Consider the following 21,600-nt stretch of genomic DNA (forward strand, 5'->3'; position numbering starts at 1 on the left):
TATCGACGCTGCATCAGTCATATTCTGATATAAGTCAGGGTTTGTGACGGCACAACGAAAAGATTTTGCTACGCTTATTCGTGATTCTGCAAAGTGGAATAAATTCCAACGCATCAGGCCGGAAAACGTGACGCAAGTCAGATAATTGTCTTCTTTGACTGGACAATCATTCCTTTTATTCCATGTTTCGCTTATCCTAGCTGAAGCGTTTCAGTCGATTAAATGTTCGACAATTAACCAATCAGTCGCAGTTTGCGACAGGTAAGGTTTCCCCGAACGATTTGCTGGATTACTCTGTCTGGCAAATTTGCTCAGGGAAAGCCTTGCAGGAGATCTATGACCGTACGCGTAGCGATAAATGGCTTCGGTCGCATCGGGCGTAATGTGGTTCGTGCTTTGTATGAATCAGGACGCCGTGCGGAAATTACCGTGGTGGCAATCAACGAACTGGCGGATGCTGCGGGCATGGCGCATTTGTTGAAATATGACACCAGTCATGGCCGTTTTGCATGGGAAGTCCGTGAGGAACGTGATCAACTTTTTGTTGGTGATGATGCCATCCGCGTATTGCATGAACGTTCACTGCAATCGCTTCCCTGGCGTGAACTGGGCGTTGATGTGGTTCTCGACTGCACCGGCGTATATGGCACCCGCGAGCATGGTGAAGCGCACATTGCCGCCGGGGCCAAAAAAGTGCTCTTTTCACATCCTGGCAGTAACGATCTCGACGCGACCGTTGTTTACGGCGTCAATCAGGATCAACTTCGTGCGGAACACCGCATCGTTTCTAACGCTTCCTGTACCACGAATTGCATAATTCCTGTCATCAAATTGTTGGATGATGCGTACGGTATTGAGTCCGGCACTGTGACCACAATTCACTCCGCCATGCACGATCAACAGGTTATTGATGCGTACCATCCTGACCTGCGCCGCACCCGGGCAGCCAGCCAGTCGATCATTCCGGTCGATACCAAACTGGCCGCAGGTATCACACGATTTTTTCCGCAATTTAATGATCGCTTTGAAGCGATTGCGGTACGTGTGCCAACCATAAATGTGACGGCAATCGATTTAAGCGTAACGGTGAAGAAACCTGTAAAAGCCAATGAAGTCAACCTGTTGCTGCAAAAAGCAGCACAAGGTGCATTTCATGGTATAGTTGACTATACGGAATTACCGTTGGTCTCTGTAGATTTTAACCACGATCCGCACAGTGCCATTGTCGATGGCACCCAAACCCGGGTCAGTGGCGCACACCTGATCAAAACGTTGGTCTGGTGCGATAACGAATGGGGCTTTGCTAACCGAATGCTCGACACGACGTTAGCTATGGCTACTGTTGCTTTCAGGTAAGACGCAAGCAGCGTCTGCAAAACTTTTAGAATCAACGAGAGGATTCACCATGTCTGTAATTAAGATGACCGATCTGGATCTTGCTGGGAAACGTGTATTTATCCGTGCGGATCTGAACGTACCAGTAAAAGACGGGAAAGTAACCAGCGACGCGCGTATCCGTGCTTCTCTGCCAACCATCGAACTGGCCCTGAAACAAGGCGCAAAAGTGATGGTAACTTCCCACCTGGGTCGTCCTACCGAAGGCGAGTACAATGAAGAATTCTCTCTGCTGCCGGTTGTTAACTACCTGAAAGACAAACTGTCTAACCCGGTTCGTCTGGTTAAAGATTACCTCGACGGCGTTGACGTTGCTGAAGGTGAACTGGTTGTTCTGGAAAACGTTCGCTTCAACAAAGGCGAGAAGAAAGACGACGAAACCCTGTCCAAAAAATACGCTGCACTGTGTGACGTGTTCGTAATGGACGCATTCGGTACTGCTCACCGCGCGCAGGCTTCTACTCACGGTATCGGTAAATTCGCTGATGTTGCGTGCGCAGGTCCGCTGCTGGCAGCTGAACTGGACGCGCTGGGTAAAGCACTGAAAGAACCTGCTCGCCCGATGGTGGCTATCGTTGGTGGTTCTAAAGTATCTACCAAACTGACCGTTCTGGACTCCCTGTCTAAAATCGCTGACCAGCTGATCGTAGGTGGTGGTATCGCTAACACCTTTATCGCGGCACAAGGCCACGATGTGGGTAAATCTCTGTACGAAGCTGACCTGGTTGACGAAGCAAAACGTCTGCTGACCATCTGCGACATCCCGGTTCCGTCTGACGTTCGCGTAGCGACTGAGTTCTCTGAAACCGCTCCGGCTACTCTGAAATCTGTTAACGATGTGAAAGCTGACGAGCAGATCCTGGATATCGGTGATGCTTCCGCTCAGGAACTGGCTGAAATCCTGAAGAATGCGAAAACCATTCTGTGGAACGGTCCGGTTGGCGTGTTCGAATTCCCGAACTTCCGCAAAGGTACTGAAATCGTGGCTAACGCTATCGCAGACAGCGAAGCGTTCTCCATCGCTGGCGGCGGCGACACTCTGGCAGCAATCGACCTGTTCGGCATTGCTGACAAAATCTCCTACATCTCCACTGGCGGCGGCGCATTCCTCGAATTCGTGGAAGGTAAAGTACTGCCTGCAGTAGCGATGCTCGAAGAGCGCGCTAAGAAGTAAAAAATCACAGGGCAGGGAAACCTGCCCTTGTTGCAGCGCGCTTTTAAAGCACGCACTTTTTCATACTCTAAATAATTCGAGTTGCAGCACAGTAACTTGAAGTATGACGAGTATAAGGCCCGACGATACAGGACAAGAGACATGTCTAAGATTTTTGATTTCGTAAAACCTGGCGTAATCACTGGTGATGACGTACAGAAAGTTTTCCAGGTAGCAAAAGAAAACAACTTCGCACTGCCAGCAGTAAACTGCGTCGGTACTGACTCCATCAACGCCGTACTGGAAACCGCTGCTAAAGTTAAAGCGCCGGTTATCGTTCAGTTCTCCAACGGTGGTGCTTCCTTTATCGCTGGTAAAGGCGTGAAATCTGACGTTCCGCAGGGCGCTGCTATCCTGGGTGCGATCTCTGGTGCGCATCACGTTCATCAGATGGCTGAACATTATGGTGTTCCGGTTATCCTGCACACTGACCACTGCGCGAAGAAACTGCTGCCGTGGATCGACGGTCTGCTGGACGCGGGTGAAAAACACTTCGCTGCTACCGGTAAGCCGCTGTTCTCTTCTCACATGATCGACCTGTCTGAAGAATCTCTGCAAGAGAACATCGAAATCTGCTCTAAATACCTGGAGCGCATGTCCAAAATCGGCATGACTCTGGAAATCGAACTGGGTTGCACCGGTGGTGAAGAAGACGGCGTGGACAACAGCCACATGGACGCTTCTGCACTGTACACCCAGCCGGAAGACGTTGATTACGCATACACCGAGCTGAGCAAAATCAGCCCGCGTTTCACCATCGCAGCGTCCTTTGGTAACGTACACGGTGTTTACAAGCCGGGTAACGTTGTTCTGACCCCGACCATCCTGCGTGACTCTCAGGAATATGTTTCTAAGAAACACAATCTGCCGCACAACAGCCTGAACTTCGTATTCCACGGTGGTTCCGGTTCTACTGCTCAGGAAATCAAAGACTCCGTAAGCTACGGTGTAGTTAAAATGAACATCGATACCGACACCCAATGGGCGACCTGGGAAGGTGTTCTGAACTACTACAAAGCGAACGAAGCTTACCTGCAGGGCCAGCTGGGCAACCCGAAAGGCGAAGATCAGCCGAACAAGAAATACTACGATCCGCGCGTATGGCTGCGTGCTGGTCAGACTTCGATGATCGCTCGTCTGGAAAAAGCATTCCAGGAACTGAACGCGATCGACGTTCTGTAAGATATTCCTTTCTGCTTATCTCAAGGCCCGCTCTGCGGGTCTTTTTTTCGCCAAAAGCAAGGTGATGTTCTTAAGAAATCTGTGATCTATTTGGCAAAATTATGCTTTATTGTTTACCCTTGTCAGACTGCCCGTCGTAAGGCGGCGGAGTATGTTTCTCCAATTTAAGTCAGTTGAAAAGGAATATTGAATGGAAGATTTGAAAGTTGTCGATAGCATAAACGGCGCAGGATCCTGGTTGGTAAATAACCAGGCGCTGTTGCTGAGTTATGCTGTAAACATCGTGGCGGCACTCGCGATCATCATCGTTGGTTTGATTATCGCGCGGATGATTTCCAACGCGGTGAATCGCCTGATGATCTCCCGTAACATAGATGCCACCGTTGCTGATTTTCTTTCTGCATTAATCCGTTACGCAATTATCGCCTTTACGTTAATTGCAGCACTGGGCCGCGTGGGCGTACAAACCGCATCGGTCATTGCCGTACTCGGTGCCGCAGGTTTAGCTGTAGGTCTGGCCTTGCAGGGTTCACTGTCTAACCTGGCTGCTGGCGTTTTGCTGGTTATGTTCCGCCCGTTCCGTGCAGGAGAATATGTTGACCTCGGCGGCGTTGCTGGTACTGTGCAGAGTGTGCAGATTTTCTCCACCACCATGCGTACCGCAGACGGTAAAATAATTGTTATTCCGAACGGTAAAATTATTGCCGGTAATATTATTAACTTCTCTCGTGAGCCGGCGCGCCGTAACGAATTTATTATTGGCGTAGCGTATGATTCTGATATCGATCAGGTTAAGCAGATCCTGACCGATATTATTCAGTCCGAAGATCGTATTTTAAAAGATCGTGAAATTACCGTACGCCTGAACGAACTTGGCGCATCGTCGATTAATTTCGTCGTTCGTGCCTGGAGCAACAGTGGCGATCTGCAAAACGTGTACTGGGATGTGCTGGAACGTATTAAACGTGAATTTGATGCTGCTGGTATCAGCTTCCCGTATCCGCAAATGGATGTGAACTTTAAGCGGGTGAAAGAAAATAAAGAGAGCGAAGCGGTAACACGTTAATCATGTGAAGCGCCCATGAAGATCATGGGCGCACTACCAATTTAACGCATTGTTTCATCTAGTATCTTGGCAACTTTTTGCATGACTTCCCCGGCTTTCTCCACGCCTTCATTATTTTGCTGTTCTACCCACTGAGTTTGCTCTTGCTGATAACCAATTGCTTTCTGCCAGGCGTCCAGTTCTGATTTTTTCAGATAGCGAACCTGAGCACCGTCCTGCTCAAGCGTTTTTACCATGCTGATCAGGTTGTTATCTAATGCCTTGCCCAGCGCTTTCTCGGTTGTAATGGCAGCTCGTTGAATCGCCTCACGATCTCTTTTATCAAGGTTTTCCCACGTTTGTTTATTCATTACCAGCAGATAGACATGACCAAGCCAGAGAGAAGGGGAGAGCAACACATTCGGCGCAGCACGTTCAGCATGGATGTCATATCCGCTATCAAGATTGACCATTAAGCCATCGAGTTTTCCCTCGCGGAGTGCTGTCGTAATTTGCTCATTCCACGGTAAAGTTACGGTTTTTGCTCCCGTATGATTTAAATAAGCCTGATGCCAGAAACTGGCTGTTCGCCAGGTGGTTCCCTGAAGCGCAGTCAATTTATCAATGGGCCTGGTAGAGAAAAAACCTACCGGGTAGCCAAGGAAAAACTGTAAATTCACGATATTGTTATGCTCAAGTTCAGCGTTAAACTCAGGTATGTCTGCATAAACGCGACGAAAAAATTCTACCTGACTGGCACCATGATCCGGGCCAATAGCAAAGCTCTTGAAGATTTGATGAAGCGGCAATTGTTTCGCTGTGTATTCCGGCACCACTATACCCATATCAGCTTTACTGCCATCGCTTATCGTCGCCAGTGCATCATAGCTGATGGCGGTTTCACCGTTCCAGTGTGGTTCGATTTTCAAACGCCCCTGAGATTCTTTTTCAATTTCGGCAAAAAATGTATTTTGAATTAGCTGGGTACGCATTCCGCCATAAGGTTCATGATCGGTATAGCGTAGAATTTTTTCTGCGGCAAAATTGGGTGTAGATATCAGAAGTGATCCTGATAACACAGAGAGTAAGAATGGTTTGAATATCATGTCAGTTCCTTCTGTAATTTTATTTGTCGTCATTAATATTAAAAGCTGTAAACTTTAACAACTAAAATCAAACTTCATATTTTTAAAGTCCAGCCAGGCATTACCCGCACCAAAATTATACCCGCCGAAATACTCATCAAACTCAATATAATAAGGCGACATTTCGTTTGGTATAGACTGCACGGGCGCCATTGAACCACCGAGATGATTGGGCAGATGTGCACTATGCCACGGGTGAGTTTCACATTTACTCTTTCCCTCTGCATCTTTAGAACAATAATGAATGGACTGATATTCCGTATTATTTCTTTCTGTGGGGCTAATTCCCGCATTAGGATCAAAAGCGCGCGGCTCGCATGAAATCGCCAGATTGAAAGCCAGCGACTGCTCAGGAATGGTGCCCATTTTACGGTATACAAAATTGCTTTCAGGCGTATCTTTTGGCCTGACGTTAGCCTGAAAATAACTAAACGCACTGCCAATAGTCAGCCATTCTGGCGTATCTTGCTGGTCGCGATAGTGGTTAGGTATAAGTTCAGGCGGCTCACAAAATGGGCCGTTGAACTCGTGCTGGGTGAGTAAAATTACCGCATAAGAACAGCCTAATATATCTTCCATCCGAAATAGCCGTGGATGTCGTTGCTTTTCTGCCTGCCAGAAAACATAAAGGTCTGGATCTTTGGGTGGGGTGCAGGATTCAAAATTCTCAAACACATCCAATATTTCTTCTGTACAGGGTGTTCCGCCATCGTTGTGCTCGGGCGCAACAGCAAAGAAAGATAACGCGACAATTTCTGGCCCATAAATCCGATAATCTTCCGGCAACAGCAGGGTAAATCCATGATTCAATGGGAAACCATTATTTGGATCCAGCGGCCACTGTTCGGGCGTTATGCCTGGCGGTAGGCCAAAGCACCAACCTTGTTGGCGCGGCATATTTTCGTGGATAGGGTAGGGGAGAAGAGTGAGATCATAGGCTTGCATAGTGTTAGTCCTTTACAACGCTAGCAGGAAAGAGAGCCATAACGCCGTTTATGTTATGGGGAATGATGAGATCTTTATCCTAAAATCAGTTACCGAATAGAATTATTTATTTTTTTATTAAAATTATTTATATGCTATTAGCATTATAAATTTTATCTAATAACAATCCCGCGCTATAGTCTCTTTATCAGATAATTAGTTCGGAATGTTCAACGTGTTTTCTTATTATTTTCAAGGCCTTGCACTTGGTGCTGCTATGATTCTGCCGCTTGGCCCGCAAAATGCTTTTGTGATGAATCAGGGCATTCGTCGTCAGTACCACATTATGATTGCTTTGCTCTGCGCGATAAGCGATTTGGTCCTGATTTGCGCCGGGATTTTTGGTGGTAGCGCGTTATTGATGCAGTCACCGTGGTTGCTGGCGCTGGTGACCTGGGGCGGTGTGGCCTTCTTGCTGTGGTATGGCTTTGGTGCTTTTAAAACGGCGATGAGCAGCAATATTGAGCTGGTTAGTGCTGAAGTGATGAAGCAGGGACGTTGGAAAATTATTGCCACTATGCTGGCAGTAACCTGGCTGAATCCGCATGTTTACCTGGATACCTTTGTGGTATTGGGCAGTCTGGGCGGGCAACTTGAGCCAGATCCCAAACGTTGGTTTGCGCTCGGGACGATCAGTGCCTCTTTCCTGTGGTTTTTTGGTCTGGCGTTATTAGCCGCCTGGCTGGCGCCGCGTTTGCGTACCGCCAAAGCGCAGCGCATTATCAATCTCGTGGTGGGCTGCGTTATGTGGATTATCGCCCTACAACTGGCGAAAGAGGGTGTTGCTCATGCACAAGCCTTGTTCAGTTAGGCGCTATCTGATGGAAAAATAAAACAGAGACGCTAAGCTTGCCTCCAGAGGTCCTGAATTTTGGGCAAGTCAATTAACACGGAGAGACTAACGTGAAGTTCAAAGTTATCGCCCTGGCGGCATTGATGGGTTTCAGCGGGATGGCTGTGCAGGCCAATGAACTACCGGATGGTCCGCACATTGTCACTTCAGGAACGGCAAGCGTTGATGCGGTGCCAGATATCGCTATTCTTGCTATTGAAGTTAACGTGACGGCGAAGGATGCCGCTTCTGCCAAGAAGCAGGCGGATGAGCGCGTCGCGCAATATATCTCTTTCCTTGAACTCAATCAGATCGCGAAAAAAGATATCAGTTCCGCGAATTTGCGTACCCAGCCAGACTACGATTACCAGGATGGTAAAAGTATCCTGAAAGGCTATCGTGCCGTGAGAACGGTGGAAGTCACGCTTCGTCAGTTAGACAAACTGAATTCCTTGCTGGATGGCGCGCTGAAGGCCGGACTCAACGAAATTCGTTCTGTGTCGTTGGGCGTGGCACAGCCAGATGCCTATAAAGACAAAGCGCGTAAGGCAGCGATTGATAACGCGATTCATCAGGCTCAGGAGCTGGCGAACGGCTTTAATCGCAAACTGGGGCCGGTATATAGCGTGCGCTACCATGTTTCCAATTATCAGCCCAGCCCAATGGTACGCATGATGAAAGCCGATGCCGCACCGGTTTCCGCCCAGGAAACTTACGAGCAGGCCGCTATTCAGTTTGATGATCAGGTCGATGTGGTCTTCCAGTTAGAACCAGTGGATCAACAACCCGCTAAAACACCTGCCGCACAATAATACTTGTAGCCCGACTCATTTGTCGGGCTAATGTCTTTATCTGATATCGCCTCTTTTTTCTGTAATTTTCTGTAAAACCATGACATAAGCACCTATCTTTGCTTGCGATTTCATTAAGGATTAACTTACTGAAACGGTTAAGCGGACAGGGATGTTTGGAGGAAGCGGCGATGGATATTTTTATTTCGAAAAAGATGCGCAATTTTATTTTATTAGCGCAAACCAATAATATTGCCCGAGCGGCAGAAAAGTTACATATGACTGCTTCGCCGTTCGGCAAAAGTATTGCCGCGCTAGAGGAGCAAATTGGTTATACATTATTTACCCGTAAAGATAATAACATCAGCCTTAATAAAGCCGGGCAGGAGCTTTATCAAAAACTCTTCCCGGTTTACCAACGGCTTTCTGCTATCGATAATGAAATTCATAATTCTGGACGTCGTTCTCGTGAAATTGTGATTGGTATCGATAATACCTATCCGACGATTATTTTTGATCAGTTAATTAGCCTGGGTGATAAGTACGAAGGCGTGACGGCCCAGCCGGTTGAGTTCAGCGAAAATGAGGTTATCGACAATCTCTTCTATCGTCAGCTTGATTTTATTATCTCTCCGCAGCATGTTTCCGCTCGTGTACACGGGTTGGATAATCTAACAATGAGTGAACTGCCGCCGCTGCGACTGGGGTTTCTCGTTTCTCGCCGTTATGAAGAGCGTCAGGAGCAGGAGTTATTACAGGAGTTGCCCTGGTTACAGATGCGCTTTCAAAACCGTGCTAATTATGAAGCGATGATAGATTCGAACATGCGCCCTTGTGGGATCAATCCAACAATTATTTATCGCCCATACAGTTTTATGGCCAAAATCAGCGCCGTTGAGCACGGGCACTTTCTTACGGTGATCCCACATTTTGCATGGCGGCTGGTGAACCCAGCTACGTTGAAATATTTTGATGCACCACATACGCCAATGTATATGCAGGAATACCTTTATTCACTGAAAAATCATCGCTATACCGCCACGCTGCTACAGCAAATTGCTGAAGATCGTGACGGTACGAGCGATTAACCCAGCATTGAGCCCGTTTCGATCAAATTACGATGCAGATCGAAAACGTGGCTAAGATCGTGGTGAATATGCCCGCCGGGTGCATTCTCCAGATAGCGATGCAGATAGTCACGGTACATCGGATGTGCGCAGTTATCGATGATAGTGCGCGCGCGCTGAAGTGGAGAGAGGCCACGCAAGTCGGCGATCCCTTGTTCTGTGATGATCACTTTCACGCTGTGTTCGCTGTGATCAACATGGCTGCACATAGGCACGACGGTTGAGATCTTGCCTTCTTTAGCAATCGACGGTGCCATAAAGATCGACAGATACGCGTTGCGTTCAAAATCACCGCTACCGCCGATACCATTCATTAAATTAACGCCGACTACGTGCGTTGAGTTGGCGTGGCCGTAAATATCAAACTCGAGGCCGACATTCAGAGCGATAACACCAAGGCGGCGGATAATTTCTGGGTTATTGGAAATCTCTTGCGGACGTAACACAATGCGACTGGCGAAGTAATCCATATTGGCGTAAATCTTGCGCAGTGAATCGGCAGAAATTGTCAGACTGGAGGCGCTGGCCCCGGTAATTTTGCCGGTTTCCAGAAGATGAACCACAGACTCCTGTAGCACTTCTGAATACATCATAAACGGAGGAATTTCCGGGTTTTCCCCCAGACGCGCCATTACCGCATTATTGATGTTGCCTACCCCGCTTTGCAGTGGCAGAAATTCCCGCGGAATGCGCCCCTGCGCCATTTCGCGCAACAAGAAGGTGACCACATTGTCGGCGATTTGCTGGCACATGGGATTTTGTTTATCCAGCGAGTTACCTGCATCAGGTAAGTTGGTTTCCACGACGGCGACAATTTTTTTCGGATCGATTTGTACATAACGGGTACCGACGCGATCCATCGCATGGAAGATCGACACGCTATTGCGCCGCGGTGGTGCGCCAGGAGTCACAATATCCGCCAGTTCTGCAACGCGCGGATCGTGATAATGATTGAGTTCAATGATCACTTTCTTTGCGCGCAGCAACCAGGTTGGGGCATTACCGATCCCACTGGTTAACCAGACACGACCATCCGGAGCGAGGGCTGAGGCTTCAATTACCGCAACATCGATGTCGCCGAAAAAGCCGTAGTTGACCATTTGCGCAACTTCGCTCAAATGCAGATCAACAAAACTAACCGATCCCTGATTGATCTTTTTACGTAATCCCGATGATGTCTGGTATGGCGCGCGCCATGAAACGGCGTCAGCTTCAGAGAGTATGTCATCGGCGGCGGCGCTAATCGACGCTCCGGTCAGCAGGCGAATTTGATACGGTTTTTTCGCCTCATGTTGTTCATTGGCGCGACGGGCAATGGCGACAGGAAGAGCCTTGGGCGAACCCGCAGGAGTAAAACCACTGAATGCCACCATATCGTTGTGCTGGATTATTTCCGCCGCTTCATCGGCGGTCATCCTTGTCCGGGTAATATTCATCCTTTGCTCCTTAGTTCGTGGATCATTAATGACCGACGAAATTAGGTTTACGTTTTTCCAGGAAGGCGTTCATACCTTCCTGATAATCTTCGCTGTCATAAACCGCCCGGCGCATCCCTTGAATACGCTCAAATTCATCTGAATTCATGGTGTGCGCTTCACCCAACACGCGCAGCTCTTCCTTGATTACTGCAATGGCTAACGGCGCTTTTTCGGAAATGTGGTGAGCCATTTGTAAGGTGAAATCTTCCAGTTCATCGGCCTCAACAACGTGGTTGAGAATGCCAACAGCCAGCGCGCGTTGAGCGGTGATTGGCGAAGCGGTAAAAATCAGCTCTTTGACAATGTGGAAGCCCGCGTCACGAGTCAGGTTGTGGATCCCCACCAGGTTATACGGTACGCCCAGGTTGACTGGCGTCATTGAGAAGGTAGAAGTACTGGCGGCGATGATCAGATCAGAGCTCATGATCATTTCAAATGCGCCACCCCAGACGCTACCTTCGACCATCGAAATTACCGGTTTGGGGCATTTTTGGATCACGCGGGTAATTTGACGTAGCGGATCATCGTAAGAGAGCGGATCGCGACCTCCTGACGGCAACTCATGAATGTCGTGACCTGCGGAAAAGACTTTGGAACCACTTGGGGCGCGCAGAATGATGCAGCGGATTTCTGGACGATTGAGATCGTTTAATGCCTGAATCAGGTCATCAATAAAGACTTTACTTAACGCATTGAGTTTGCGGGCATAGTTAAACTCAATGACCGCCACTTTGTTGATGATAGCTACATTAACATACTGATAAGACATAAAAATTCCCTTAATTAAAATACTGAGTCTGGATAAAATCACTGAGCTGCCGCAAACCTGTGCGCGGCGAGAGCATATTATTTTTGACCGCTAATAGCGTTTGGCTGTAATAGCGATCGAAATCTTCATTAGTGAACAGGTGGTGCAGCACCTCTTCTTCGGTCTGTTTACGCAGCCATTCCACCGATTGTTGTTGCCGCACCTGTTGTAAACGACCGCTGGTAGTCAGTGCGGTTTTGAAATCGATAATTGCGCGCCATATCTCATCGATACCGCATTTTTCCAGAGCACTACAGGTGAGGACCTGTGGCTGCCATTCGTCATATTTGCGGCGCAGAATATGCAGAGCGCTTTCGTACATATGGCGGGTAATGGCGACATTCGTGTGGTTATCACCATCATCTTTGTTGATGACAATCAGATCTGCCATCTCCATCAAACCCTTTTTAATGCCCTGGAGATCATCGCCGCCACCGGCAATCTGTAGCGAGATAAAGCAGTCCACCATGCGGGCGACTTCCGTTTCTGACTGCCCGACGCCGACGGTTTCAACGATCACCACGTCATAACCCGCCGCTTCACATAACAGCATTAACTCCCGCGCCCGCTGGCTGGCGCCGCCAAGGTGACCAGATGACGGAACCGGGCGAATAAACGCTGCATCGGCACGCGCCAGGTCGGTCATGCGAGTCTTATCCCCAAGGATGCTGCCACCGGTCACTGGGCTGCTGGGATCGACGGCAATCACTGCGACCTTAAGCCCCTGGCGAATCAGTAACATGCCAAAGGCTTCAAGAAAGGTACTTTTTCCTGCTCCTGGCGTGCCGGTAACGCCCAGTCGCAGGGCGTTACCACAAAACGGCATGATGGCATCAAGCAGTTGAGTACTGAGTGCCTGATGGCGAGGGTGACGGCTCTCAACCAGCGTCATGGCCTGAGCGAGCGTGGCTCGCTCACCCAGACGTAGGCGTCGAATGCTGTCTGCCAGCGTGGCTTCGTTAATCATGATGTTGGCTAATCCGGTTCAGCACATCACGCACGCTGTCAAGCATGGGAGTACCAGGACCGTAAATCGCCGCCACGCCACGCTCTTGCAGGAAGGCATAATCTTGCGGCGGAATAACGCCACCGGCGACCACGCAAATATCTTCGCGCCCCCATTTTTTCAGGGCTTCAACCAGTTCCGGGATCAGCGTTTTATGTCCTGCTGCAAGCGAGGATGCGCCCACCACATGAACGTCGTTTTCCACTGCCAGGCGGGCGATCTCTTCCGGCGTGGAGAACATGGGACTCAAATCAACGTCGAAACCAAGATCGGAATAGGCGCTGGCAATGACTTTCGCTCCGCGATCGTGTCCATCTTGTCCCATTTTGGCGATCAGAATGCGCGGGCGACGACCATTGTCGGCAAGGAACAGCTCGGTTTGCGCAACAATTGCATCAAACTCGAAGGCTGATTTTTCCGACTGATGATAGCTTTGCGCAATGACGCCGGTAACACACTGGCTCGGTACCAGATAACGGTCAAAAGCGGCTTCCAGCGCATCGGATATTTCACCCAGCGTCGCGCGAACGCGAGCTGCATTAACAGCGGCAGCCAGCAGGTTTTCATTATGCTGTGCAGCGTGAGTCAGAGCGTTCAATGCGGCGGTTACGGCGGCATCATCACGGGTGGCGCGAATGCGTTCCAGCGAAGCAATTTGCTCGTTACGCACCATCACGTTGTCGATTTCAAGGACATCAGTTTCATCTTCGTGATCCAGTTTGTACTTGTTGACGCCGACGATCACGCGTTTGCCCTGGTCGATCAACGACTGTTCACGAGCAGACGCTTCTTCGATCATCCTTTTTGGCAGACCTGCTTCGATCGCCTTCGCCATGCCTCCGGCTTCGTCGATCTGATCAATGATGGCTCTGGCCTGTTTCACGATCTGATCGGTTAGTGACTCAACGTAATAAGAACCGGCCAGCGGATCGACGGTGCGACAGAGTTCTGACTCTTCCTGAATAATGATCTGGGTGTTACGGGCAATACGAGCCGAAAAATCGGTCGGCAACCCAAGCGCTTCATCAAAGGCATTTGTATGCAGCGACTGGGTTCCGCCAAGGGTAGCTGCCAACGCTTCAATGGTGGTGCGGATAACGTTGTTATACGGATCCTGTTCGGTGAGACTCCAGCCGGAGGTTTGACAGTGGGTGCGTAGCGCCAGCGATTTCGGATCTTTGGCACCAAACCCGCTTACTGCTTCGCTCCAGAGATAGCGTGCGGCACGCAGCATGGCGACGTTCATAAACAGGTCCATGCCGATACCAAAGAAGAACGACAGGCGCGGGGCGAAGTCATCAATTTTTAAGCCAGCAGAGAGAGCTGCTTTGATGTACTCAATCCCATCGGCGAGAGTAAACGCCACCTGTTGCACACAGTTCGCACCGGCTTCGCCCATGTGGTAGCCGCTGATGCTAATGGTATTGAAGCGCGGCATATTGCCGGAACACCAGGCGATAATGTCAGCGATAATGCGCATGGAAGGTTTCGGTGGGTAAATATAGGTATTGCGGCAGAGGTACTCTTTGAGGATATCGTTCTGAATTGTACCCGTCAGTTTATCGGGGGGAACGCCTTGCTCTTCTGCCGCCACGATATAAAAGGCCAGCACTGGCAGGACTGCGCCGTTCATGGTCATCGAAACCGACATTTTATCCAGCGGGATTTGGTCGAAGAGCACCTTCATATCTTCTACGGTGTCGATAGCGACGCCCGCTTTGCCAACATCGCCCGCCACGCGCGGGTTATCGGAGTCGTAGCCACGGTGGGTGGCAAGGTCAAACGCCACGGAAAGACCTTTTTGCCCGGCAGCCAGGTTACGGCGATAAAAAGCGTTGGACTCTTTGGCTGTCGAGAAACCGGCATACTGACGGATGGTCCACGGTTGGGCGGTATACATGGTGGCGCGGGGACCACGAACATAGGGCGGCAAGCCAGGAAGGGTACCGGTCACTTCCAGATTGTCGAGATCGGCTTCGGTATACAGTGGCTTGATGGCGATCCCTTCCGCCGTTTGCTGAACCAGTGAGTCGACGTTTTTCTCCCGACGGCTCAACTCCTTGTTGGCAAGCTGTTGCCACTCTTGCACGTTTGACATTATTTGCTCCATAAAACGCAATAAAAATGAGGGTGTTTGCGCTTACGGTGAGCTTTTTATACGGGTTTGTCGCCAGCAAAAAAAATGGAATGGGGCGTCGTTTTTTGCCGTGTGAGATTTGTCTGTTTTGTGACGTTATTCAAAGAATAAAAAAGAAAAAAAGAAAAACGCCTGATATGTGCTACCAGGCGTTAACTGATTGATTAATCCTGACGAAGCACTTTGTGACCATAGTCGAGCAAAGCATCAGTGACTTTACGCATCATGCGGCTTTCTGGGGCAAAGCGATGCCAGTAGAGCATTCGCCGTTGGAATAGCCCGGGCGTCAGATCAATCAACTCTCCGCTGGCCAATTCTTTTTCAATTTGCAGGTGTGGGATCATACAGCAGGTTGTACCCTGGCGAGCGAGCTGCACGAAGGCTTCGGACGAGTTAACGATATGGCACGGTACGCTACCTGGCGGCAGATCGAAGTTTTGCTGCAAAAATGCCTGGTGCATATCGTCAAGATGGTCAAACGCGACTACCGGTGCTTTGAGCAGCGCAGAACGGCTTACTCCGTTGGGGAAGTATTTCTCGGCAAATGGTTTGGAGCTGACGAACAGATAGTCGAGCGCGCCAAGTTTATCGACCAGGCAACTAGGCAGCGCCTGATGTTGAATACTCACCGCGCCGACCACTTCACCTCGGCGCAGACGCTCCTGGGTGCGAGTTTCATCTTCTACCTGTAAGTTCAGACGAATAGGCGAATCAGCCAGTACAGGAGCCAGTGCCGGAAGCAACCAGGTTGCCAGACTGTCGGCGTTGACTGCCAGCGAGAGCAGTAGTGGGGTGGAACCGGTTTGTTCATCGCCCAGCCACTCTTCTTCCAGCAGCTCGACCTGGCGAAGCAGTGCCAGTAATTTTTGCCCTTGTTCTGTCGGGCGCGGGGGAACTGTTCGCACCAACAGCGGCTGCCCGAACATATTTTCCAGTTGCTTAATGCGCTGTGAGACGGCTGATTGCGTAATGCACAACTTTTGTGCCGCGCGCTCAAATCCTCGTTCACGTATCACCGCATCCAGTGCCTGTAATGTCCTGTAGTCCGGGCGTTTCATTTCTATAACCTGCTCCTCAAATATTCTCATGCCGAACTATGACATAATTTTGCTTTGGTTACAGAGTATTTAACGCATACAAAAGCGGTCATAGTGGACATTTTGGTTGGCAATACCGTGCTTTCTAAACCTTTGTGAAGTACCTGGGCCGTGTGTTGTAAAGGTTGGTTTATCGGCCAATAATCCCATTGCGTCTGCGCGGGAGAACGGAGAGTTGGTGCAACGGTTTATGCAGTGGAGCTGAATATCAGGCCCCTTGTCTATCTTTTTCCTGAAGAGCAACATTGCCCGTTATTTTATGGATGAGTTAACCACGCGGCTTGCCAACGGGGTCTGAATCGCTTTTTTTGTATATAATGCGAGTGAAATTTCATACCACAGGCGAAACGATCATGACGCAGGATGAATTGAAAAAAGCAGTAGGATGGGCGGCACTTCAGTATGTTCAGCCCGGCACCATTGTTGGTGTAGGTACAGGTTCCACCGCCGCACACTTTATTGACGCGCTCGGTACAATGAAAGGCCAGATTGAAGGGGCCGTTTCCAGTTCAGATGCTTCCACTGAAAAACTGAAAAGCCTCGGCATTCACGTTTTTGATCTCAACGAAGTCGACAGCCTTGGCATCTACGTTGATGGCGCAGATGAAATCAACGGCCACATGCAAATGATCAAAGGCGGCGGCGCGGCGCTGACCCGTGAAAAAATCATTGCTTCGGTTGCGGAAAAATTTATCTGTATTGCAGACGCTTCCAAGCAGGTTGATATTCTGGGCAAATTCCCGCTGCCAGTAGAAGTTATCCCGATGGCACGTAGTGCAGTGGCGCGCCAGCTGGTGAAACTGGGCGGTCGTCCGGAATACCGTCAGGGTGTGGTGACCGATAATGGCAACGTGATCCTCGACGTCCACGGCATGGAAATCCTTGACCCGATCGCGATGGAAAACGCTATAAATGCGATTCCTGGCGTGGTGACCGTTGGCTTGTTTGCTAACCGTGGCGCGGACGTTGCGCTGATTGGCACACCTGACGGTGTCAAAACCATTGTGAAATGATCTGACGGGGGAACCTCCCCCGTTAAAAAAATTCTCTTCGTTAAATTTGGTGACATGTGTCACGTTTTTACTTGGCTATTGCTGATTGCTCTAAATAAATCCTCTAAACCAGCATATTCATCCAAGAAATACCTTTGCGTGATATTTCCTCAACATCGCGACGCAAACGTTCATATTGCCGCAATATTATTTTTTGATATGTTGAAAGGCGGACGCAAATCCGCACACAACATTTCAAAGACAGGATTGGGTAAATGGCAAAGGTATCGCTGGAGAAAGACAAGATTAAGTTTCTGCTGGTAGAAGGCGTGCATCAAAAGGCGCTCGAAAGCCTTCGCGCGGCAGGTTACACCAACATCGAATTTCACAAAGGCGCGCTGGATGATGAACAATTAAAAGAATCCATCCGCGATGCCCACTTCATCGGCTTGCGATCCCGTACCCATCTGACCGAAGACGTGATCAACGCTGCTGAAAAACTGGTCGCTATTGGCTGTTTCTGTATTGGGACCAACCAGGTTGATTTGAATGCTGCGGCAAAACGCGGGATCCCGGTATTTAATGCCCCGTTTTCAAATACGCGTTCCGTTGCTGAGCTGGTGATTGGCGAACTTCTGCTGCTATTACGCGGAGTGCCGGAAGCCAACGCCAAAGCGCACCGTGGCGTATGGAACAAGCTGGCCGCAGGCTCTTTTGAAGCGCGCGGCAAAAAGCTGGGCATTATTGGTTATGGTCATATTGGTACGCAACTGGGCATTCTGGCGGAATCGCTGGGGATGTATGTTTACTTCTATGATATTGAAAACAAACTGCCGTTGGGCAACGCCACTCAGGTGCAACATCTTTCCGACCTGCTGAATATGAGCGATGTAGTGAGTCTGCATGTGCCAGAGAATGCGTCTACCAAAAATATGATGGGCGCGAAAGAGATCTCGCTGATGAAGCCGGGCTCGCTACTGATTAACGCTTCGCGCGGAACGGTGGTTGATATTCCGGCGCTGTGTGACGCGCTGGCGAGCAAACATCTGGCAGGGGCCGCAATCGACGTGTTCCCGACGGAACCGGCGACTAACAGCGATCCGTTTACCTCTCCGCTGTGCGAATTCGACAACGTCCTTCTGACGCCACACATTGGCGGTTCGACTCAGGAAGCGCAGGAGAATATCGGCCTGGAAGTTGCGGGCAAATTAATCAAGTACTCTGACAATGGCTCCACACTCTCTGCGGTGAACTTCCCGGAAGTCTCGCTGCCGCTGCATGGTGGACGCCGTCTGATGCACATTCACGAAAACCGCCCGGGCGTGCTGACTGCGCTGAACAAAATATTTGCCGAGCAGGGCGTCAACATCGCCGCACAATATCTGCAAACTTCTGCCCAGATGGGTTACGTCGTTATTGATATTGAAGCTGACGAAGACGTTGCTGAAAAAGCGTTACAGGCCATGAAAGCTATTCCGGGTACTGTTCGCGCCCGTCTGCTGTACTAATTTTCCTTCTCTGACAATCAACGGGCAGGTCACTGACTTGCCCGTTTTTTTATCCCTTTTACCGCGCTAATTACGGCATTTGCATCGCTGTGTAATCGCCTTTGCGAGCCTGCTCGAAGAAATAAATTAAAGCCAGATCAATGCGTTGTGTTTATTCAAAGAGGATTTACGATGACGGGGCAGCACAGGGCTGTAACGGTAAAGCCCTCACCGAAGCGAGGGCTTAAAGGAGAAGGGTTATGATGCGACTTGTCATCATACTGATTGTACTGTTACTCATAAGTTTCGGAGCTTATTAACAGTCAGTCTCAGGGGAGGAGCAATCCTCCCTTACCCTTACTCACTAAATTAGGTCAAAGAATCAACGATGTCAATCAGGGCGATGCAGGTGTGTCGCCCTGAACTGATTTTTTGTTCAGTAAACCACATTCAAAATTTTATAAGTCGTATTTCGTTCGTCAGCATATTATTCATATTATGAATGTGTCTGAGATTTCATATTCGTAAATATGTGATTTCAATCGTGCCTTTCATCACAATGATGCACAACGAGGTGCCGAAAATTTGTGATCAAATAATCTTGTGATTTTAGGTGGTGAATTTATTATCCAGTTATTAAGAGCTGACGGGGTATTATTATGAAGGTAATTAATCAGAGTTCGACAAATATCATAAAGTTTACAGAGGAGTTGGTTTTTTTGAATCAACAATTCGCCGATTCTGATGATTTCTTTCTAAAAGCAAGCGAAAAATTCCTGGCTGCGAATTTGGTAACGAGCAACTTTCCTCATCGCATTGCTTTGCGTGAGAGCGAATATCCTACCGGGTTGGTATTGAATCCATTTTCAATTGCGATACCTCATACTGATACTGAGTTTGTAAAAGAACCGTTTATCGCTTTTTATCAACTTGCAGATCAGATGTGTTGGAATGAAATGGGCGCAGATGAAAATAAGATAAAAGTAAAGTTTATTATATTGTTAGGTCTTGTAGATACTTCCAGTCATATTGATTTTCTGCAAAATCTGATCACCTTATTTTCAACTGAAAATCATGCTTATTGGTTAAGCGAAACCCAAAGTAGCCATGATGCTACTAATTACCTTAATAAGTATATTTAATTAAACTATAAGGAATCATCATGAAAAAGATTGTCGTGGCCTGTGGCAGTGGCGTTGCAACGTCTCAAACAGTAGCAAGTAAAGTAGGACGCTTGTTAAAAGAAAAAGGATTTGAAGATATTAGAATTGAGGTAGTCGATCTAAAATCGCTGGATAGCCATCTGCGTGATTCGGTGGCTTATGTGGCGATTACAAAAATAGATAAAGAGTATCCTGTACCTGTTATAAATGGTATTGCATTTCTAACAGGGATAGGTATGGAACAAGAATTACAAAAAATTATTAATCTTTGCCAATAGATAATAATCCCATCTACAAGGAATCAATATTATGGATTTTCTTGCGCAAATTATTAATTACATCCTGAACTTGGGCGCACCGGTTTTTGTGCCATTTATCATGTTGTTGGCTGGGCTATGTGTGAAAATGCGTTTTAAAGAAGCCAGTTCAGCTGCAATAACACTTGGTGTAGCTTTTGTGGGCATGAGCATGCTCATTGGCTTTATGGTTGGGGCAATCGGCGTTGCTGCTGAAGCAATGATGAAGCGAACAGGGATTGAACTTAGCATCATTGATGGTGGCTGGACCACTATGGCGAATATTTCCTGGGCCTGGCCTTATGCTTTTTTAATGTTTCCATTGCAGATTGGTATTAATATCGTGATGCTGGTACTGAAAAAGACCGATACTTTCAATGCCGATCTATGGAATGTCTGGGGGAAAATATTTACCGCATTTATTGTCGTGGGATCGGTAACACCACTGTTTGGCTCAACATGGGCATTGGTGATGGCATTTATTATTTCCTCTTTGCAAATAATCCTCGAACTGAAGTCTGGTGACCTGCACCAGTATCGCATTGAAAAAATGACAGGGATCCCGGGAATTACCTGTACGCACAGGATGATGTTTCTCGGTGCCATTTACTATCCTTTTGATGTACTGCTACGTAAAATTCCTTTACTGAATAAACCAATGGATGCTGCGGCTCTACGTAAGAAAGTTGGGATCTTTGCTGAAAACCATGTTATTGGATTTATCCTTGGGATACTGTTTGGCATAGTAGCTGGTTACGATGTAGCGAAAACACTGATGTTAGGAATACAGGCGGCTACAGCGTTACATCTATTTCCCGTCATTTCTAAGTTTTTTATGCAGGCATTATCACCACTCTCTGAAGCTATTAGCGATTACATGAATAAGCGATTTTCAGGACGCAAGCTCTTTGTCGGTATTGACTGGCCATTTCTTGGCGGTGCGAGTGAAATTTGGTTCGTTATCATTGTTGCGATTCCTCTCACCTTGTTCTGGGCTATAGTTTTACCGGGTAATAAAATCCTGCCTTTTGCTGGCATTATCAATATAGTATTAGTGGTTCCTGCATATCTATTAACGCAAGGTAACACTTTACGCATGGTCATCCTTAGTTTTATTGGTATTCCGTTCTTTTTATTTGTAGGGACTGAATTTGCACCCATAATTACTGAATTAGGTAACGCGACCAAAGCGATCGATATTCCCCCTGGTGAGCTTATTTCTAATAGCAGTATTGATGCACCTGTATTTACATATTCTTTTTCTCATCTATTTCAATTTATGCAAGGGAATTTTGTTCCATTAGTGATGGCGATAATCTGGAGTATTTGTTTTTACTTTTATTGTCGAGAGTTATCACAGGACTCAAAACGTGTAGAGTGAAAATCCTGATTCTCAATGCTAATAATAAAGAGGTTACTACT

The 21,600-nt window shown here is 48.3% G+C and carries 20 protein-coding genes; 13 read left to right on the forward strand and 7 right to left on the reverse strand.

Features of this window, described 5'->3' with window-relative positions; translation table 11 throughout:
• The first annotated feature begins 336 nt into the window (after positions 1 to 336).
• From epd to mscS, 4 genes are all read left to right on the forward strand, one after another.
• A complete protein-coding gene (epd, locus tag FEK47_RS00085; protein WP_096121752.1) occupies positions 337 to 1,356 on the forward strand; it encodes an erythrose-4-phosphate dehydrogenase in 1,020 nt (339 codons plus the stop codon).
• Between the two features lie 49 nt (positions 1,357 to 1,405).
• Positions 1,406 to 2,569 (forward strand): phosphoglycerate kinase, encoded by a 1,164-nt coding sequence (pgk, locus tag FEK47_RS00090; protein ID WP_130217997.1) that lies wholly within the window; start codon positions 1,406 to 1,408, stop codon positions 2,567 to 2,569.
• Between the two features lie 141 nt (positions 2,570 to 2,710).
• Positions 2,711 to 3,790, forward strand: coding sequence for a class II fructose-bisphosphate aldolase (fbaA, locus tag FEK47_RS00095; RefSeq protein WP_000034372.1), 1,080 nt, complete (start codon positions 2,711 to 2,713; stop codon positions 3,788 to 3,790).
• Between the two features lie 190 nt (positions 3,791 to 3,980).
• The gene (gene mscS, locus FEK47_RS00100) at positions 3,981 to 4,856 is read left to right on the forward strand and encodes a small-conductance mechanosensitive channel MscS (RefSeq protein WP_130217995.1); all 876 of its coding nucleotides are present in this window, start codon (positions 3,981 to 3,983) and stop codon (positions 4,854 to 4,856) included.
• 41 nt (positions 4,857 to 4,897) lie between these two features.
• Here mscS and dctP read toward each other — a convergent pair whose 3' ends face one another.
• Together dctP and FEK47_RS00110 are read right to left on the reverse strand one after the other, a co-directional pair.
• The gene (dctP, locus tag FEK47_RS00105) at positions 4,898 to 5,941 is read right to left on the reverse strand and encodes a TRAP transporter substrate-binding protein DctP (protein ID WP_135487308.1); all 1,044 of its coding nucleotides are present in this window, start codon (positions 5,939 to 5,941) and stop codon (positions 4,898 to 4,900) included.
• A 54-nt stretch (positions 5,942 to 5,995) separates the two neighbouring features.
• Positions 5,996 to 6,925 (reverse strand): hypothetical protein, encoded by a 930-nt coding sequence (locus FEK47_RS00110; RefSeq protein WP_135487309.1) that lies wholly within the window; start codon positions 6,923 to 6,925, stop codon positions 5,996 to 5,998.
• A gap of 214 nt (positions 6,926 to 7,139) precedes the next feature.
• On the opposite strand from FEK47_RS00110, the gene argO reads away from it, so the two are divergent.
• The 3 genes from argO to FEK47_RS00125 all read left to right on the forward strand — a co-directional run bounded on the left by argO (position 7,140) and on the right by FEK47_RS00125 (position 9,675).
• Positions 7,140 to 7,775 (forward strand): arginine exporter ArgO, encoded by a 636-nt coding sequence (gene argO / locus FEK47_RS00115; RefSeq protein WP_130217989.1) that lies wholly within the window; start codon positions 7,140 to 7,142, stop codon positions 7,773 to 7,775.
• Positions 7,776 to 7,867: 92 nt separating this feature from the next.
• Positions 7,868 to 8,608 carry an oxidative stress defense protein gene (locus FEK47_RS00120; protein WP_064529765.1) on the forward strand — a complete coding sequence of 247 codons (741 nt, stop codon included), beginning with the start codon at positions 7,868 to 7,870 and terminating at the stop codon, positions 8,606 to 8,608.
• Positions 8,609 to 8,778: 170 nt separating this feature from the next.
• Positions 8,779 to 9,675 carry a LysR family transcriptional regulator gene (locus FEK47_RS00125; RefSeq protein ID WP_135487310.1) on the forward strand — a complete coding sequence of 299 codons (897 nt, stop codon included), beginning with the start codon at positions 8,779 to 8,781 and terminating at the stop codon, positions 9,673 to 9,675.
• Here FEK47_RS00125 and scpC read toward each other — a convergent pair.
• From scpC to argP, 5 genes are all read right to left on the reverse strand, one after another.
• On the reverse strand, positions 9,672 to 11,150 hold the full coding sequence (scpC, locus tag FEK47_RS00130; protein ID WP_130217987.1) for a propionyl-CoA:succinate CoA transferase: 1,479 nt from the start codon (positions 11,148 to 11,150) through the stop codon (positions 9,672 to 9,674). The genes FEK47_RS00125 and scpC overlap by 4 nt on opposite strands.
• A gap of 25 nt (positions 11,151 to 11,175) precedes the next feature.
• Entirely contained in the window at positions 11,176 to 11,961 is a 786-nt protein-coding gene (gene scpB / locus FEK47_RS00135; RefSeq protein ID WP_130258048.1) for a methylmalonyl-CoA decarboxylase, read from the reverse strand.
• A gap of 10 nt (positions 11,962 to 11,971) precedes the next feature.
• Positions 11,972 to 12,967 (reverse strand): methylmalonyl Co-A mutase-associated GTPase MeaB, encoded by a 996-nt coding sequence (meaB, locus tag FEK47_RS00140; protein ID WP_138183055.1) that lies wholly within the window; start codon positions 12,965 to 12,967, stop codon positions 11,972 to 11,974.
• Positions 12,960 to 15,104, reverse strand: a complete 2,145-nt coding sequence (gene scpA, locus FEK47_RS00145; RefSeq protein WP_135487311.1) for a methylmalonyl-CoA mutase — start codon at positions 15,102 to 15,104, stop codon at positions 12,960 to 12,962. The genes meaB and scpA overlap by 8 nt, the downstream gene beginning before the upstream one ends.
• A 203-nt stretch (positions 15,105 to 15,307) precedes the next feature.
• Entirely contained in the window at positions 15,308 to 16,201 is an 894-nt protein-coding gene (argP, locus tag FEK47_RS00150) for a DNA-binding transcriptional regulator ArgP (protein ID WP_000828349.1), read from the reverse strand.
• A 392-nt stretch (positions 16,202 to 16,593) separates the two neighbouring features.
• Between argP and rpiA the strand changes: the two genes are divergently transcribed.
• From rpiA to FEK47_RS00180, 6 genes are all read left to right on the forward strand, one after another.
• Complete coding sequence (gene rpiA, locus FEK47_RS00155) at positions 16,594 to 17,253, forward strand: ribose-5-phosphate isomerase RpiA (protein WP_000189743.1); 660 nt, start codon at positions 16,594 to 16,596, stop codon at positions 17,251 to 17,253.
• Between the two features lie 254 nt (positions 17,254 to 17,507).
• On the forward strand, positions 17,508 to 18,740 hold the full coding sequence (serA, locus tag FEK47_RS00160; RefSeq protein WP_130217979.1) for a phosphoglycerate dehydrogenase: 1,233 nt from the start codon (positions 17,508 to 17,510) through the stop codon (positions 18,738 to 18,740).
• Between the two features lie 239 nt (positions 18,741 to 18,979).
• On the forward strand, positions 18,980 to 19,039 hold the full coding sequence (gene ibsC, locus FEK47_RS00165; RefSeq protein ID WP_071524576.1) for a type I toxin-antitoxin system toxin IbsC: 60 nt from the start codon (positions 18,980 to 18,982) through the stop codon (positions 19,037 to 19,039).
• Positions 19,040 to 19,378: 339 nt separating this feature from the next.
• A complete protein-coding gene (locus tag FEK47_RS00170; protein ID WP_135487312.1) occupies positions 19,379 to 19,861 on the forward strand; it encodes a PTS sugar transporter subunit IIA in 483 nt (160 codons plus the stop codon).
• Between the two features lie 20 nt (positions 19,862 to 19,881).
• Positions 19,882 to 20,160, forward strand: coding sequence for a PTS sugar transporter subunit IIB (locus FEK47_RS00175; protein WP_064529775.1), 279 nt, complete (start codon positions 19,882 to 19,884; stop codon positions 20,158 to 20,160).
• 31 nt (positions 20,161 to 20,191) lie between these two features.
• Entirely contained in the window at positions 20,192 to 21,559 is a 1,368-nt protein-coding gene (locus tag FEK47_RS00180; RefSeq protein WP_135487313.1) for a PTS transporter subunit IIC, read from the forward strand.
• Positions 21,560 to 21,600 lie beyond the last annotated feature (41 nt).

The organism is Escherichia sp. E3659 (assembly GCF_005781135.1).
Classification (GTDB): domain Bacteria; phylum Pseudomonadota; class Gammaproteobacteria; order Enterobacterales; family Enterobacteriaceae; genus Escherichia.